General features: G+C 33.7%; 17 protein-coding genes and 1 tRNA gene. 8 read left to right on the forward strand and 10 right to left on the reverse strand.

Going from position 1 to position 14452, the window contains the following annotated elements:
• The first annotated feature begins 44 nt into the window (after positions 1–44).
• Positions 45–117 (forward strand) — tRNA-Met (locus BTO05_RS12030).
• 46 nt (positions 118–163) lie between these two features.
• Here BTO05_RS12030 and BTO05_RS12035 read toward each other — a convergent pair.
• Entirely contained in the window at positions 164–889 is a 726-nt protein-coding gene (locus BTO05_RS12035) for a DNA/RNA non-specific endonuclease (RefSeq protein WP_087492906.1), read from the reverse strand.
• A 98-nt stretch (positions 890–987) separates the two neighbouring features.
• Here BTO05_RS12035 and dcm point away from each other — a divergent pair, with 98 nt between their 5' ends.
• The gene (gene dcm, locus BTO05_RS12040) at positions 988–2250 is read left to right on the forward strand and encodes a DNA (cytosine-5-)-methyltransferase (protein WP_087492907.1); all 1263 of its coding nucleotides are present in this window, start codon (positions 988–990) and stop codon (positions 2248–2250) included.
• On the opposite strand, the gene BTO05_RS12045 is transcribed toward dcm, so the two are convergent.
• The gene (locus BTO05_RS12045) at positions 2231–2842 is read right to left on the reverse strand and encodes a hypothetical protein (protein ID WP_087492908.1); all 612 of its coding nucleotides are present in this window, start codon (positions 2840–2842) and stop codon (positions 2231–2233) included. The genes dcm and BTO05_RS12045 overlap by 20 nt on opposite strands.
• Before the next feature lie 46 nt (positions 2843–2888).
• On the opposite strand from BTO05_RS12045, the gene BTO05_RS12050 reads away from it, so the two are divergent.
• Together BTO05_RS12050 and era are read left to right on the forward strand one after the other, a co-directional pair.
• A complete protein-coding gene (locus BTO05_RS12050) occupies positions 2889–3347 on the forward strand; it encodes an RNA methyltransferase (protein ID WP_087492909.1) in 459 nt (152 codons plus the stop codon).
• 33 nt (positions 3348–3380) lie between these two features.
• Positions 3381–4262 carry a GTPase Era gene (gene era, locus BTO05_RS12055; RefSeq protein WP_087492910.1) on the forward strand — a complete coding sequence of 294 codons (882 nt, stop codon included), beginning with the start codon at positions 3381–3383 and terminating at the stop codon, positions 4260–4262.
• Here era and BTO05_RS12060 read toward each other — a convergent pair.
• Positions 4253–4753 carry a GTP-binding protein gene (locus BTO05_RS12060; protein WP_087492911.1) on the reverse strand — a complete coding sequence of 167 codons (501 nt, stop codon included), beginning with the start codon at positions 4751–4753 and terminating at the stop codon, positions 4253–4255. The two genes, era and BTO05_RS12060, sit on opposite strands and share 10 nt — an antisense overlap.
• A gap of 101 nt (positions 4754–4854) precedes the next feature.
• Here BTO05_RS12060 and der point away from each other — a divergent pair, with 101 nt between their 5' ends.
• Complete coding sequence (der, locus tag BTO05_RS12065) at positions 4855–6162, forward strand: ribosome biogenesis GTPase Der (protein ID WP_087492912.1); 1308 nt, start codon at positions 4855–4857, stop codon at positions 6160–6162.
• The gene (locus BTO05_RS12070) at positions 6140–6385 is read left to right on the forward strand and encodes a T9SS type B sorting domain-containing protein (RefSeq protein WP_087492913.1); all 246 of its coding nucleotides are present in this window, start codon (positions 6140–6142) and stop codon (positions 6383–6385) included. Before der ends, BTO05_RS12070 begins: the two co-directional genes overlap by 23 nt.
• Before the next feature lie 2 nt (positions 6386–6387).
• On the opposite strand, the gene BTO05_RS12075 is transcribed toward BTO05_RS12070, so the two are convergent.
• Genes BTO05_RS12075 through BTO05_RS12095 form a run of 5 tightly spaced genes read right to left on the reverse strand, consistent with a single transcriptional unit; the run spans position 6388 to position 9589 of the window.
• On the reverse strand, positions 6388–7224 hold the full coding sequence (locus tag BTO05_RS12075) for a TPM domain-containing protein (RefSeq protein WP_087492914.1): 837 nt from the start codon (positions 7222–7224) through the stop codon (positions 6388–6390).
• Positions 7221–7661, reverse strand: coding sequence for a TPM domain-containing protein (locus BTO05_RS12080; RefSeq protein ID WP_087492915.1), 441 nt, complete (start codon positions 7659–7661; stop codon positions 7221–7223). The genes BTO05_RS12075 and BTO05_RS12080 overlap by 4 nt, the downstream gene beginning before the upstream one ends.
• Positions 7662–7673: 12 nt before the next feature.
• A complete protein-coding gene (locus tag BTO05_RS12085) occupies positions 7674–8273 on the reverse strand; it encodes a LemA family protein (RefSeq protein WP_087492916.1) in 600 nt (199 codons plus the stop codon).
• Between the two features lie 11 nt (positions 8274–8284).
• Positions 8285–8614, reverse strand: coding sequence for a MerR family transcriptional regulator (locus BTO05_RS12090; protein WP_087492917.1), 330 nt, complete (start codon positions 8612–8614; stop codon positions 8285–8287).
• Positions 8615–8617: 3 nt separating this feature from the next.
• Positions 8618–9589 (reverse strand): M23 family metallopeptidase, encoded by a 972-nt coding sequence (locus tag BTO05_RS12095; RefSeq protein ID WP_087492918.1) that lies wholly within the window; start codon positions 9587–9589, stop codon positions 8618–8620.
• Positions 9590–9722: 133 nt separating this feature from the next.
• Here BTO05_RS12095 and alaS point away from each other — a divergent pair, with 133 nt between their 5' ends.
• Entirely contained in the window at positions 9723–12338 is a 2616-nt protein-coding gene (gene alaS, locus BTO05_RS12100; RefSeq protein ID WP_087493358.1) for an alanine--tRNA ligase, read from the forward strand.
• 13 nt (positions 12339–12351) lie between these two features.
• Positions 12352–13311, forward strand: a complete 960-nt coding sequence (locus tag BTO05_RS12105; RefSeq protein WP_087492919.1) for a GSCFA domain-containing protein — start codon at positions 12352–12354, stop codon at positions 13309–13311.
• On the opposite strand, the gene coaD is transcribed toward BTO05_RS12105, so the two are convergent.
• Positions 13301–13759 carry a pantetheine-phosphate adenylyltransferase gene (gene coaD, locus BTO05_RS12110; RefSeq protein ID WP_087492920.1) on the reverse strand — a complete coding sequence of 153 codons (459 nt, stop codon included), beginning with the start codon at positions 13757–13759 and terminating at the stop codon, positions 13301–13303. The genes BTO05_RS12105 and coaD overlap by 11 nt on opposite strands.
• Positions 13760–13822: 63 nt before the next feature.
• The gene (locus BTO05_RS12115) at positions 13823–14431 is read right to left on the reverse strand and encodes a zinc-ribbon domain-containing protein (RefSeq protein ID WP_087492921.1); all 609 of its coding nucleotides are present in this window, start codon (positions 14429–14431) and stop codon (positions 13823–13825) included.
• Between the last annotated feature and the right edge of the window lie 21 nt (positions 14432–14452).

A 14452-nucleotide genomic window follows, 5' to 3' on the forward strand; every position in this document is an offset into this window, starting at 1 on the left:
TGAACCGAAAGTTAGAAGCTAAGACAATCAAATAAGCTATAAATCGCGGGATAGAGCAGTAGGTAGCTCGTCGGGCTCATAACCCGAAGGTCACTGGTTCGAGTCCAGTTCCCGCTACTAAGAAAAGCTTCACAGAAATGTGAGGCTTTTTTGATTTAACAAATCAATGCTTCCACATTTTTCGAATCTTATTTTTTTCTCTACTCATTTTTGTACCTACTAAAGTATCCCATAAAAAGAGACCTGAAATTTTTTCAACTTTTGAGGTTTCGACTAAAAAACTTGACAGAGGTTCACTTGTAATTTTATTGGGTATTATAAAAGACCACATGTTTATAGTACCTGTATTATTTTCAACCAATACAGATTTAAAAAAAGCATGAGGAATTGGTAATGAAACGTCAATCTTTTCATCATCATCACCAATCATTTTTACTTCTTCGTCAAAAAAGAACAACGGTCCAGATATAACATAGGTTTCAAACACTTTTTTTAAACCATCTAAATCTCTAACGGCTTGCTCTAGACGTTTCCAGATACCACGATTAAACATTGGTCTTTGAGGTGCCATGTTAGATAGTAAAAATGTTTCGCTATTCTGAATATTAACCTCTATTTGATTAGCACTAGAGACTAAATGACCTCTGTCAAAACCAGAACCTTCATAGACATCTAAATCTGCTCTAAATTTTTCTGGAATACGATAATCTGGTCTAAAATTATCTAAACGACTGACATCGGTTTTATCTGGGTCGATAATTTCTAATGCCCATTTAGCCTGTCTAAAATAATAGGAGTATCCAATAACGTAAAATCTATTATATAAAATTTGGTCGGCAGTAGGTAAACCATAACGTGTTTCTCTTTTTAAATTTGAGTGACTGTGCATTATTAGTGTTTTAAGTATTTGAAAATCAGTAATAAAGTTAAGAAAAAGGAAGTTTTTATTTCAGATTTTAAAGTATTATTTTCGATGACTACAAAACTATGAGTAAACAAAAAATTAGAGTCGCAGAGTTATTTGCCGGAGTAGGCGGTTTTAGGTTAGGCCTTGAGGCATATAACAAATTGGATACTAACTTAAACGTTGAGGTGGTTTGGAGTAATCAATGGGAACCTTCTACAAAGCGGCAACATGCATCCGAGGTTTACGAAACGCGTTTTGGGAGTAAAAACCATTCTAATAAAGACATTGCTTCGGTACCAGTTTCTGATATATCAGAGCACGATTTATTAGTTGGAGGCTTTCCTTGTCAAGATTATTCTGTAGCGACTACTTTAAAAAATTCTAAAGGTTTACAAGGCAAAAAAGGAGTGCTATGGTGGGAGATTTACCGAATTCTTAATGAGAGTAAAAACAAACCTAAATATCTATTCCTCGAAAATGTAGATAGACTCTTAAAATCACCTTCAAAGCAACGTGGGCGTGATTTTGCAATTATGCTAAAAAGTTTAGGTGACTTAGGTTATTCTGTTGAGTGGCGCGTAATTAATGCTGCCGATTACGGAATGCCACAACGACGGCGACGTGTTTTTATATTGGGATACTTAAAGAGTACTTCTGTTTATAAAAAAATGAAAGTGTCAGATGATGAAGATTGGATTTTAAAAGATGGCATTTTAGCAGAAAGTTTTCCTATTGATTTTGAAAAAGACTTACATCGATTTGAATTAAATGATGATGTAAAAACTATTTCTGATACTTTTAATATTGGAGGGAAATTATCTCTTTTTAAAAACAGTGGTATTTGCATCAATAACCAAGTTTGCACATTAAAATCTAAAGCACAGTTTGAAGGAGGACGTATAAAACTCAAGGATGTTTTAGTGTCAGATAATGAAGTCTCAGAAGAATTTTATATTTCTGAAAATGAACTTGATAAATGGAATTATTTGAAAGGTGCTAAAAAAGAAATCCGAGAAACTAAAGATGGCTTTAAGTATAATTATGCTGAAGGCGCAATGATTTTTCCTGATAATTTAGATAATGCTTCACGAACTATCATTACTGGCGAAGGCGGAAAATCGGCATCACGTTTTAAGCACGTTATAAAAACAAGAAAAGGGTATAGAAGATTAACTCCAGTAGAGTTGGAACGATTGAATATGTTTCCGGATAACCATACAGAATTAGAAGATATTACAAATACCAAGCGTGCATTTTTTATGGGAAACGCATTGGTTGTTGGTGTTGTAGAAAGAATTGGAGAGACGTTATTTAACGAAATTGCTAAGGATAAATCTGTTTAGCAACTCCGATTTTTAATAAGTATTTTAATCTTAATTGAAGATTTATTGGTTTTTCAGCTAATTGTGGCGAAAAATATAAAAGGCCTTCTGTCTTAAAATTTATTTCAGCTATTGGGTTTTTAATAGTCTTAACTTCAAAATCTCTTAAGTCTGAGTCATATTGTAAAAGCCTTGTTTTATCCAAACCCTTAGACTGTAAATGTTTCATTAGTTTTTTTCGATTTACACTTGTAATAACACAAGATTTAAAACCTTTTGACAAATCTGATTTCTCATTTGTATAAATCCCTGTAATTAAGAAATAGTGCGTTGTTTTTTTATTATTATCCAGTAGCCAACCTATTTTTTGTGCATCATTTTTAAGATATGATAATTCAAAAGTAAAAGTTGGTAAGCTTTTATTTAAATAGTCTAATTGCGCTTTTTCATCTATTAAAATAGTTTCGTTTTGGAGGTAAATTAAGTCTATACCTTGTTGTTGAAGGCTAATATCTTCAATACGTTCAAACTCTAAGTTTAAACTTTCGTATATGCCATCGAGAAATTTACCAAGTAGTTTCTCTTTATTTAAATCCCTTTCGAAATGAGACATGTTAAATTCATGATTAATACATACAATTTAATCATATTTTTGTCATATGAATGACAACTTAAAAAACGAATTTTTTGGTATTGGTATCCAAAACGGAAAAACACCTGAAAATTTGGGTGTTTTATGGCGTTCTGCTCAAAATCTTGGAGCGAGTTTTATTTTTACTATTGGTAATCGTTATGCAAAACAAGCTAGTGATACACATAATGCTGTAAAGTCTATGCCTTATTTTCATTATGAAACATTTGACGATTTTTTTAATAATCTTCCCAAAGGTGCGAGAATCGTTGGCGTGGAATTAACTGAAGAAGCGCAAGACCTAGAAACCTTTAATCATCCAAGGAGATGCGTATATTTACTTGGTGCAGAAGACCATGGGTTATCAAATCTAGCTAAAGAAAAAAGTCATTTTTTAGTAAAATTTAAATCGCAGTTGAGTCTAAATGTTTCAGTAGCAGGAAGTATTGTGATGTACGATAGAGGAATAAACAAACCAAGGTCGTAACTTTGCACCTAATAATAGAGAATTAGTATACATATGCATAAAGCAGGTTTTGTAAATATTATTGGTAATCCTAATGTGGGTAAGTCTACGTTGATGAATGCCTTTATTGGTGAGAAATTGTCAATAATAACATCTAAAGCGCAAACTACGCGTCATCGTATTTTAGGTATTGTTAATGGTGATGATTTTCAGATGATTCTTAGTGATACACCAGGAATTATAAAACCAGCTTATGAGCTTCAAGCATCTATGATGGACTTTGTAAAGTCTGCTTTTGAGGATGCAGACGTGTTGGTTTATATGGTTGAAATTGGAGAAAAAGAACTCAAAGACGAAGCCTTCTTTAAGAAAATTACAAATTCAAAAATCCCTGTTTTATTATTATTAAATAAAATAGATAATTCAAATCAAGAACAATTAGAAGAACAAGCACAATTATGGCAAAGCAAAGTGCCAAATGCTGAGTTTTTTCCAATTTCTGCTCTGCAAGGCTTCAATGTTCAAAATGTGTTTGAACGTATAAAAGAATTATTACCTGAGTCTCCAGCATTTTATCCAAAAGATCAATTAACAGATAAGCCAGAACGCTTTTTTGTTAACGAAGCTATTAGAGAGAAAATATTGTTGCACTATAAAAAAGAAATACCATATGCCGTTGAGGTAGATACAGAAGAGTTCTTTGAAGAAGAAAATATCATTCGTATTCGTTCTGTAATTATGGTAGAACGTGAGACTCAAAAAGGAATCATTATAGGACACAAAGGCTCTGCTTTAAAGCGTGTAGGTATAGAAGCACGTAAGGATTTAGAAAAATTCTTTGGTAAGCAAGTACATTTAGAATTATATGTCAAAGTCAACAAAAACTGGCGTAGTAATCAAAATCAGTTAAGACGTTTCGGATACAATCAGCGATAATCTCTTAGGGTGTCTCGCATAAATGCATGTAATTTATACATTTCAGGTTTTCCTTTTGCCTTACCCATTCGTCCAATAAAATATAGGGTAAACCAAATTATAATCATAAATAACGTCATAAACATTTGTATGGCATAAGAGTTTCCTAAACTCATATTAGTGTATGCCCAAATTCCAAAAGCGATAAAAAGTCCAGCAACAATAAAGTGGAAAAACATAAACATGGTCCAAATCGTAGGATTCGGTCCAAAAAGACCATGAACAGTCGCACTGGCTTTATCTTTTTCGTTAATCTCTAAGTGTAATTGCGGTGACCAATAGTGCTGTGCTTGTTTCGGGAAACGGATAAATACATGGTCGTCCAATCGGGTTACAATAAAATTAGATTGTTTACTTTTCTGTTCTTCAAAGCCAGTTAAGAGAATTTCGTTAGTAGTTTCAACATCAAATTTAAAACGCGGACGTAAAACAATTTCATTAGTAAGTTCCATAATAATATATAACTGACAACAATTTACATAAATTCTTTAATATTATATTCTATATTTGCAGCCGCTTACGGGATATGTAATGCAAAGTAAATCAAAAAGATATGAGTAATATAGTAGCTATAGTTGGGCGTCCTAATGTAGGTAAATCAACTTTCTTTAATAGACTAATACAACGTCGCGAAGCGATAGTAGATGCCGTTAGCGGTGTAACCAGAGACAGACATTACGGAAAAAGTGATTGGAACGGAAAAGAGTTTTCTCTTATTGATACCGGTGGATATGTCGTTGGTAGTGACGATATTTTTGAAGCTGAAATTGATAAACAAGTAGAATTAGCCATTGACGAAGCAGATGCTATTATATTTATGGTAGATGTTGAAAGCGGTGTTACTGGTATGGATGAAGACGTGGCGCAATTACTTCGTAAATCAAAAAAACCTGTATTTCTTACAGTAAATAAAGTAGATAATGGAAAGCGTGCAGAAGATGCTGTGGAATTTTATTCTTTAGGTCTTGGTGAATATTATACAATTGCTAGTATTAACGGAAGTGGAACAGGAGATTTATTAGATGCATTGGTAGAAGCATTGCCTGAAGTTGAAGAGGAAGAAGAAGCGGACGAGTTACCAAGATTTGCTGTAGTTGGTCGTCCTAACGCTGGTAAGTCATCATTTATAAACGCACTTATTGGCGAAGACAGATACATCGTTACAGATATTGCAGGTACAACACGTGATTCTATAGATACAAAATATAATCGTTTCGGATTCGAATTTAATTTAGTAGATACTGCTGGGATTAGACGTAAATCTAAAGTAAAAGAAGATTTAGAATTCTATTCTGTTATGCGAAGTGTTAGAGCCATCGAACATTCAGATGTATGTTTATTAGTTTTGGATGCTACTCGAGGCTTTGATGGACAAGTACAAAATATTTTCTGGTTAGCGCAACGTAATAGAAAAGGTATCGTCATCTTAGTAAACAAGTGGGATTTAGTTGAAAAGGAAACAAAAACCGCTAAAGAATTTGAGACGTTTATCAGAAAGCAAATTGAACCTTTTACTGACGTGCCGATAGTGTTTATATCGGTCTTAAACAAACAACGAATTTTTAAAGCTATTGAAACTGCTGTAGAAGTTTATAATAACCGCTCAAAACGAATAAAAACGAGTGTATTAAATGATACATTTCTCCCAATCATTGAAAACTATCCACCACCAGCTTATAAGGGTAAGTTTGTCAAGATTAAATACATCATGCAATTGCCAACACCACAACCGCAGTTTGCATTCTTTTGTAATTTACCTCAGTATGTCAAAGAACCTTATAAGCGTTACCTAGAAAATAAACTCAGAGAAAAATTTGATTTTCATGGTGTTCCTGTAAGTGTATACATGCGTAAAAAGTAGTTTTATAATTCCATACTACTTTAGCAATTGGAAGTGTGTTCTCGTTGCTTACTCAATATTTATAATACTATCGTCATGGAAATTAACCGCTGAACTTTCGGTAGAAAACCCATTTTGGGATGGTCGTTATAGTGGTAGTTTAATGCCATCCGATGATTATTGGTTTTCAGTAAACCTTCAAGATGGTAGGGTGTTTACCAAGCATTTTGTTCTTAAACGCTAAGATTACCAGCCTCCAGAAGCACCACCGCCGCCAAAACTTCCGCCGCCAAATCCGCCACCAAATCCGCCACTAGAGCTTCCACCGCCAAATCCACCGAATCCTCCAGAAGAGGATGACCCGCTTCTGTAGCTACCTCGTCCCATATTGCTTAAGATAATAGCTTCTAAAAGACTATCGCCACCAGAACGACGATTGTTACCACCACCTTTTCCGCCACCTTTGTGCTTAGATATAGCGATAATAAATATGATAAAAAAGATGAATAGTACAAACAAAAGTCCGAAAGGAAACTCTCCAGATGATTGCCGTGTTCCTTGATACTCTCCATTTAAAACCTCAAAGATTGCGTCAGCACCTCGATTTAGACCACCTGCATAATCATTGCGCTTAAAGTACGGAATAATGTCACGCTCAATAATACGCTTACTTAGCGCATCTGTAAGTATATATTCAATACCGTAACCATTGGCAATAGCTATACGTCTATCATCTCTTGCTAAAAGAATTAAAATACCATTGTCTTTAGCAGCACTTCCTCCAATACCCCATTTTTCACCCCAATTTGCAGCTAAATAATTAATATCTTCACCCTTTGTAGATGGTATAGTAATAACAACAATTTGAGTAGAGGTTGTGTCAGAATATCGAATTAGCTTATTTTCTAGTTGTGCTTTATCATTTTTAGAAAGTAAATTGTAATAATCATAAACGCTAGTCTGAAATTTTGGAACTTCAGGAATATTATATTGTGCTTCTACGTTTTGAATACAAAAAAGTAATACTACAGCCGAAAGAATAAACTTCCAGCTTCTGACGTCTAAATTTACTTTATTACTCATCCTTTAGAAATCGTATTATCCAATTCATCAGTATCACCATGAATCCATGGGAAATTCTTAGACATTTCTTTTCCAGCTTTTTTGATGCCTTCAATTAAGCCCTGTGCAAACTCTCCTTTTTGAAAATAAGTTGCAATAATGTCTCGAGTAGAATTCCAGAAGTCAGTACTTACACTTTCATTGATGCCTTTGTCTCCATAAATAACAAATGCCTTTTTGTCGACGGCGACATAAATCAAAACACCATTCTGCTCTTTGGTATTATCCATTTTTAAATAATGAAAGACTTCCATAGCATGCTCATAGACATCTGTATCGCAATTATGCTCAATATGAACTCGGATTTCTCCAGATGTATCTTTTTCGGCATTGCGTATAGTAGAAACTATGGCCTCTTCTTCAGAAGCTGTTAGAAAGTTTTCAATATTGGATGACATTATGTTATATAGTTAATCAAATTTAATCTCAACGTTTGGAACTTTCTCAGAACCTTCTTCTGCTTTATATCTATGCATTTCTTCAAAGCCAAACCAGCCAGCTAAAATTTTATTTGGAAATTTTGTTGTGTAAATATCATATTCATTAACAGCATCATTATAACGATCTCGTGCAACATTGATTCTGTTTTCTGTGCCTTCTTGTTGCGCTTGAAAATCTCGAAATTGTTGCGTGGTTTTAAGGTCAGGATAACGTTCAAATGTTGCAAGTAAGCGGCTAAATGAGCCTTTAAGATTAGACTGAGCTTTTTGGAAAGCTTCCATGTTTTCAGGTGTTAAGCTACTGGCATCAATGTTAACTGATGTTGCTTTTGATCTTGCCTCAATAACTTCATTTAAAACTTTACGCTCAAAATCTGCCGAGCTTTTTACTGTTTGTACAACGCTGCTGTACAAATCGCTTCTTCTTTGATAAGCACTTTCTACGTCAGCCCATTCTGTTTTTGCATTTGCTTCTAATTCAACAGATCTATTATTTATTCCGACTGCCCAATTGTATATTCCAAATGCAATTACAGCGATTACGATTAAAGGGATTAGCCATTTTTTCATGATATTGATTTTTAAAGTTGTGTTTTGATTTTTATGAGTTTTGCTTTAATACCTTCTAGTTTTGTAATGATTTCAAAGTTATTTAAGGCTTCTTGTTTATCTTCTTTTATATGGGTTTTTGCACCTTCTAAGGTAAAACCTCGTTCTTTTACCAAGTGGTAAATAAACTTAAGGTTTTTAATATCTTCTGGTGTAAATTTTCTATTGCCTTTAGCATTTTTTTTAGGTTTAATGACATCAAATTCTTTTTCCCAAAAACGAATTAGAGACGTGTTTACATTGAAGGCTTTGGCAACTTCGCCAATACCGTAATAACGTTTTTCTGGTAAATCGATGTGCATATTTTAATCTAAAGATTGATTTTCTAATGACGCTTTTTGTAGCAGCTCACTGAACTCTGTAGCTGATAAATTGCCATAATAGAAATTTATTGGATTGATACGTTCACCATCTTTAAAAACTTCATAATGTAAGTGTGGCGCTTCTGAACGTCCTGTACTTCCAACAAAACCAATAAGGTCACCACGTTTTACACGTTGGTTAATACGCACGTTGTATTTGTATAAATGCGCGTAAAGCGAAACATAACCATAACCATGGTCTATACGAATATGTTTTCCATATCCCGAAGAACTATTATCGGCACGCTTTACAATACCATCACCAGAGGCATAAATTGGAGTGCCACGTGGTGCCGTAAAATCCATACCATAATGAAATTTGCGCACTTTGGTAAATGGGTCAGTTCTGTAGCCATAACCAGACGCCATACGTGTTAAATTTTCATTATTTACGGGTTGTATGGCTGGAATTGCTTCTAAAAATTTCTCTTTGTCTTTTGCTAAAATTGAAATCTCATCTAACGATTTTGACTGAACAACTATGGCCTTTTCTAAAATATCGAGACGTTTATTACTTTCTCTTATTAGTGCCGAATTATCATAACCTTCAAACTTTTTATAACGGTTAATACCACCAAAGCCAGCGCGACGCTGTTCTTCTGGTATTGGATTTGCTTCAAAATATAGGCGATAAATAGCATTATCTCGTTCTTCTATATTTTGTAAAACAGCAATCGCATCATCCATACGTTTGTTTAATAAATCGTACTGCAACTCCATATTTTCAAGCTCTCGTGATAGCTCACGCTCTTTAGGAGATTCAAAAAAGTAGCTACCACCAATGACTATGGTAAATGCAAATAAAGCTGAAGATAACATAAACGCTAAGGCGTACTTTACAGTCGTACGCTTTTTTCGTCTTATTTTACGATACGATAATGTTTCGGAATCGTAATAGTATTTTACTTTAGCCATATCTTAAAATGTTCTATTTTTGTGGCGAACTAGATCAATATACAAATATAAAAATACTTTCGTATTTAAGGTGAATTTGAAGATGAAGCCATCACTGATAAATAACGAAAAAGATGAAGCAAAATTATTAAGAATGAAGTCTCAAGATATCCGTAATACATTCCTTGAATTTTTCAAGAAAAAACAGCATCAAATTGTTCCGTCGGCTCCAATGGTTTTAAAGAATGACCCAACGTTGATGTTTGTAAACTCGGGTATGGCACCGTTTAAAGAATATTTTTTAGGGAATTCTAAACCAAAAAGTAACAGGATTTCTGATACTCAAAAATGCTTAAGAGTTTCTGGTAAGCACAATGACTTGGAAGAAGTGGGTTATGATACCTATCATCATACCTTATTTGAAATGCTTGGAAATTGGAGTTTTGGTGATTACTTTAAAAAAGAAGCTATTGCTTGGGCTTGGGAATTGTTGACTGAAGTTTACGGTATTGATAAAGATATACTTTATGTAACTGTTTTTGAAGGTAGCGATGACAATGACAACCTTAAAATGGATACTGAAGCTTATGATATTTGGAAGCAATACATAGCGGAAGACCGCATCCTAAAAGGCAATAAAAAGGACAATTTTTGGGAAATGGGAGAGCAAGGTCCTTGTGGTCCTTGTAGTGAAATCCATGTCGATATCCGTTCTGCCGAAGAAAAAGAAAAAGTAGACGGTAAGTCATTAGTAAACATGGACCATCCGCATGTGGTTGAGATATGGAATTTAGTTTTCATGCAATACAACAGAAAAGCTAATGGTAGTCTAGAAAATCTTCCTAACAAGCATATCGATACAGGTATGGGCTTTGAGCGTTTATGTATGGTTTTGCAAGATGTAAAGTCTAACTACGACACTGATGTTTTTACACCAATTATTCGTGAGATTGAAGCCATAACAAACTCAGACTACGGAAAAGATAATGAAACGGATATTGCTATCCGTGTTATTTCTGACCATGTTAGAGCAGTTGCATTTTCTATTGCCGACGGCCAATTGCCAAGTAATACAGGTGCGGGTTATGTGATAAGACGTATTTTAAGACGTGCTATCAGATATGGCTTTACTTTTTTAGATACTAAAGAACCGTTTATATACAGATTAGTTGACGTTTTGAGTAAAAAAATGGGAAAAGCTTTTCCTGAATTGAAAGCTCAAAAACATTTGATTGAAAATGTCATTAAAGAAGAAGAAGCGTCTTTTTTAAGAACTTTAGAACAAGGTTTAATTCTATTGAATCGGATAGTTGAAGAAACAAAAGGAGACACAATTTCTGGCGAAAAAGCATTTGAGTTGTATGATACGTATGGTTTCCCGATAGATTTAACGGCGTTGATTCTCTCAGAAAAGAATTTAAAATTAGACCAACAAGGTTTCGAAAAATATCTTGAAGAACAGAAAAACCGTTCGCGAAAAGCGGGAGAAATGTCTACAGATGATTGGACTGTTTTAGATAACGACACAGAGCAAGAATTTATAGGTTACGACGCACTTGACGCTAATGTTAAGATTACTAAATACCGGAAAGTAACCTCTAAAAAAGATGGCGAAATGTATCAGTTAGTATTCAATCTAACACCATTTTATGCTGAAGGTGGCGGTCAAGTTGGCGATAAAGGCTATTTACAAGATACCCATGGCGATGTTGTATACATTGTAGATACAAAGAAAGAGAATAATGAGATTATTCATTTTGCTAAAAATTTACCAGATCATTTAAATGAAGTGTTTAAAGCTGTTGTAGATCAAAAACAGCGTCATAGAACCGAATGTAATCATACTGCTACACATTTATTACATCAAGCACTTAGAGAGATTTTAGGCGAGCATGTAGAGCAAAAAGGATCTGCAGTACATTCTAAATATCTACGTTTTGATTTCTCACATTTTTCTAAACTGACCGTTGAGCAACTTAGAGATGTCGAGAATTTTGTAAATGCACGTATCGTAGGTAAGCTGTCTTTAGAAGAGAGCAGAAATGTGCCAATGGAAAAAGCTATTGAAGATGGTGCTATGGCATTATTTGGTGAAAAATATGGCGATACAGTAAGAACTATAAAGTTTGGACAGTCTATTGAATTATGTGGTGGAACACACGTAAATAACACAAGTGATATCTGGCATTTTAAAATCCGCTCTGAAGGTGCTGTTGCATCGGGTATTAGGCGTATTGAAGCCATAACTAACGATGCGGTTAAGGATTTTTATTTTGAGAATAACCGAGCGTATTTTGAAATGAAAGACATGCTCAATAACGCACAAGAACCAGTTAAAGCATTACAGAGTTTACAAGCTGAAAATAACGATTTAAAAAAGCAAGTTGAACAACTTTTAAAGGATAAGACCAAAAATCTAAAAGGCGATTTAAAAAATGAAATTTCCGAGGTAAATGGTGTTCAGTTTTTAGCTAAAAAAGTAGATTTAGATGCTGGCGGAATTAAAGATTTATGTTTTGAGTTAGGTCAGAATACTGATAACCTCTTTTTATTATTTGGAAGCCAGGCCAACGGAAAGGCAATTCTTTCTTGTTATATATCAAAGGAATTGGTGACAAGTAAAGGTTTTAATGCAGGTACAATCGTTAGAGAGCTTGGAAAGCATATTCAAGGCGGTGGTGGCGGTCAGCCATTTTTTGCAACTGCTGGTGGTAAAAATCCTGATGGGATTGATGCTGCGCTTGATGCTGTTAAGTCATATATCGAGTAGTATTTTTTGATATATGAATCTTCAAACCAAAATACCACTTAAACCACAACGTTTTAATCAGATAGATTATAACTCTAAAGTAGTATTGTTGGGTTCCTGTTTTTCTGAAAACATTGGAGATAAATTTCAGTATTTTAAATTTCAAAGTTTACAAAATCCTTTTGGTATACAGTTTCATCCTGTAGCTATCGAACGATTGATTACAGATGCTATTAATCAAAAAAAGTTTGCAGAAGAAGACATTTTTTTTCAGAATGAGCAATGGCATTGTTTTGATGCACACTCAAAATTCAGTAACTCAGATAAAAATCATTTATTAAGTCAACTTAATAATTCAATTTCTATAACACATAAGTTTCTTAGTGAGGCTAAACATATTGTAATTACTCTAGGTACTGCTTGGGTATATCGTTTTATTGAGAACGATAAATTTGTTGCTAATTGTCATAAAGTGCCGCAGAAAAAGTTTTTAAAGGAGTTACTTTCTGTAGAACAGATTACGGAATCACTTGATGCAATAATTAGTCTTGTTAAATCTGTCAACCCAGATGTCAATTTCATTTTTACGGTTTCTCCTGTTAGACATGTTAAGGACGGTTTTGTAGAAAATACGCTAAGCAAAGCACATTTAATAACTGCCATTCATAATCTACTATCACTTAGAAGAGAGCCAAGAAATCTAAATTATTTTCCTTCTTACGAAATTATGATGGATGAGCTTCGAGATTATAGGTTTTACAATGAAGATATGCTGCATCCAAATCAAACAGCTGTAAATTATATTTGGGAGAAATTCAGAAAAGTATGTATTTCTGTGGGAGCCAATCAATTAATGGATGAGGTTGAAATCATTCAAAAAGGCTTGGCACATAAACCGTTTAATCCAGAATCAGAATCTCATAAAAAGTTTGTTTTAAAATTAAAAAAGCAACAAAAAAATATTTCAATAAAATATTCTCATATTACTTTTTAATCGCAACACTTTCAGGCACTAATTTTGTGTAGTCTCCGTTATTTCGAATTACATCTCTAACTATTGATGATGAAATATATGAGGTGTTAGCAGCAGTTAGTAGGAAAACTGTTTCGATTTTTGAGAGCTTTCTATTAGTGTGAGCAATAGCTTTTTCAAACTCAAAATCTGCAGGATTCCTTAAGCCTCTTAAAATAAATTCGGCATTAATTTCTTTACAAAAATCGATAGTTAATCCCTTATAAGTAACCACCTTGACTTTAGGTTCATTTTTAAAAGATTGCTCGATAAATACTTTTCGTTCTTCTAGAGAAAACATGTATTTTTTTTCAGCATTTACTCCAATAGCTACAACAACTTCATCAAAAAGTTTAATACCGCGATTTATGATGTCGTAGTGCCCTAAAGTAATTGGGTCAAAAGAACCTGGGAAAATTGCTCGTTTCATACTAGTTGATACTAAATTAAGCGCTGTTTTGGTTTATAAGCTTTACAAAGATAACTCTAAAAATTAATCTCTGTCTATTTCAAAGATGAACTCTTCAGCATATAGGCTTTGTATCTCTTCGGTCAAATAACCTTCTGTATTTTCTTCTTGATAATTTACTGATTTGTCGATATCATTAATCCCCGATTTTTTATCGACTTCATAATCGTTAAAAGTTAAGAATATACTATCAGCTTCAATAGCACTAACTTTTGCAGTAGTGTAAAATCCAGAAGTACTACCTGTTATACTATATATGTCTCCGACTTGAGGTGATTGTATATAAATTGCTTCGTTCTTTTTATCTTGAGCATTTGAGTAAGAAAACCAAGCAACCAAAGCACCAATTATTCCTATACCAGCAAAGTGTTTTATAGGAACTCCTCGATGTTTTTCTAAATCAAATTTTTGCTGAATTTGCTGAGGTAATTCTTTGAGTTTATATGTGCGTTTACAATTGTCGCATTCTAAGACGTTTACTTTTCCTAATGGAAAAATCGGAATCCAATATATGTAAGCGTATTTACCGAAAACACTGTAAGTCATTGATGTTTGTTCATTACAGTTTGGACAATTTACATTACTTAATTTTCCGTCTTTTAGTCTGGATGAATTTGTTCCGTAGAATACCATTATAATTTGATGATTAGTTAG

This window comes from Winogradskyella sp. PC-19, assembly GCF_002163855.1.
In the GTDB taxonomy this organism is placed as follows: domain Bacteria; phylum Bacteroidota; class Bacteroidia; order Flavobacteriales; family Flavobacteriaceae; genus Winogradskyella.